This window comes from Micromonospora sp. NPDC003776 (genome assembly GCF_053605645.1).
Genome location: NZ_JBSGJR010000870.1, coordinates 1 through 1,890 on the forward strand (window position 1 = coordinate 1; position 1,890 = coordinate 1,890).

Below are 1,890 nucleotides of genomic sequence, written 5' to 3' on the forward strand. Positions count from 1 at the left end.
GCGCTCTCGCAGGCCGCCGATCCGGCCGCGGCCACCGCGGCGCTGCTCCGGGCGCCCCCACCACCGCCACCCCGTACGCCCCGGCGGCGCGCAGCGCCGGCACCGACGCGGCGGTCACCCCGCCGATCGCGATGACCGGCACGTCCACCGCCCCGGCGACCGCGCGCACCCCCTCGGGGCCGGTCGGGTCGGGCAGGCCGGACTTGGTGGTGGTGGCGTGGCAGGGGCCGACGCCCAGGTAGCCGGCACCGGCAGCGACCGCCTCGGCGGCGGCCACCGGTTCCCGGGCGGTCGCGCCCAGCACGGCCGAGGCGCCGAGCACCCGGCGGGCCGCCGCCACCGGCAGGTCGTCCGCCCCGACGTGGCCGCCCGCCGCGCCCACCGCCAGCGCCACGTGCAGCCGGTCGTTGACCAGGCACGTCGCCCCGTACGGCCGGCACAGCGCGACCACCTGCCGGGCCAGCTCGTACGCCTCGCGGTCGCTGGCCTCGTCCGTCACCCGCACCTGGACGACCAGGTCGGCGCGGGCCACCGGCAGGGCGGCGCACAGCACGGCGAGCGGGTCCCGACCGGGGCGGGTGTCGGTGATCAGATGCAGTCGTCCCAGGGACGGCACGGCAACACTCCTCCCTGCGCCGGCATTACCCGGATCAGGTTCGACGGTCGGGGGCTTCCAGCCCCCCTCTCAGCCCGGTACGCACCGGGCTCCCGTGGGTCACTTGCCGCCTACCGTACGACGTCCACCAGGATCCGCCAAGAGCCGCCGGCACTTTTCCCACTCACCGTCGCGAGTGGAAGACCGGGACTGTGGGTGGTCGTCCATTCACGCCATGCTGTCCGGATGCCCTCGCCCGCCCTGGTTCCGCGCCATCTGGCGTTCCTGCCGTTCCGAGGCAGCAGGGCTGTCAGCGAGGGACTTCTGACCTGGGCGATGCTCCGCTGGCCCGCCTGGCGACGGCTCCTGCCTGACGTGTACGTGCACCGCGACGGCTACCGCCCGGACGACCACCGGATGTGGTGCGAGGCGGTCGCGTTGCGCCTGCCGCCGGGCGCCGCCGTTGCGGGGCGCAGCGCGGCGTACCTGTGGGGTGCCGACCTGCTCGCCCGCGACGCCCGGGTCAGCGTGCTGCTGCCCCGGGCCGCCCGGATGCGCCCGCATCCCCGCCTGCACATCGTCCGCTCGGTGCTGCCGGAGAGCGATCGCACCCGGTTCGCCGGGCTGCCGGTCACCACGGCCCTGCGGACCGCCCTCGACCTCGGCCGAGAAGGCCCACGCGCCGAGGCACTGGTCGCCGTCGACGCGCTGCTGCATCGCCGGGTGGTCAAGCAAACTGCCTGCCCTGCGCGCCTACGCGGACACACACGGCGGCTGGCCGGGCATCTCGCTGGCGCGGGAGGTGCTGGCACTGGCCGAGCCGCTGAGCGAGTCCCCGATGGAGACCCGCCTCCGGCTGCTCCTGCTCGACGCCGGCCTCGGCCCGCTCACCGCCCAGCACGACGTCCTCGACGGCCGGGGCCGCTTCCTCGCCCGGGTGGACCTCGCCTGGCCGGCGCTCCGGGTCGCGGCCGAGTACGACGGCGACCACCACCGGGAGCGGGCACACTTCCGCCAGGACGTCGCCCGCCTCAACGCGCTCCGGGCGGCCGGCTGGATCGTCCTCCGGTTCACCGCCGACGACGTGCTCCGCCACCCGGCCGCCACTGTCGCCCTGGTCGCCCAGGCCCTCCGCGAGCGCCGCGCCGCCCCCGCCCCCCACTGACCCCGTCCCAGCGCATCCCCCGCGCGCCACCGTCGGTGGAACGCCATGGTGCCCCAACTCGGCGAAGACGCTCAGGTCGGTCGGGCGGGCGTCGTTCTGGTTGAGCAGCCGGACCCCGTCGTACTCCACC

Annotated in this window: 2 protein-coding genes and 1 riboswitch; of the genes, one reads left to right on the top strand and one right to left on the bottom strand. The window is 76.3% G+C overall.

All coding sequences use genetic code 11. The features are described 5' to 3' along the window. A partial coding sequence (locus ACWEVO_RS35920; RefSeq protein WP_452311849.1) for a thiamine phosphate synthase occupies window positions 1–616 on the bottom strand: 616 nt, incomplete at its 3' end. Further along, a riboswitch (TPP riboswitch) is annotated at window positions 611–721 on the bottom strand. (Overlaps the previous gene by 6 nt.) Window positions 722–1,433: 712 nt before the next feature. Between ACWEVO_RS35920 and ACWEVO_RS35925 the strand changes: the two genes are divergently transcribed. After that, complete coding sequence (locus tag ACWEVO_RS35925) at window positions 1,434–1,760, top strand: endonuclease domain-containing protein (protein ID WP_452311850.1); 327 nt, start codon at window positions 1,434–1,436, stop codon at window positions 1,758–1,760. Window positions 1,761–1,890 lie beyond the last annotated feature (130 nt).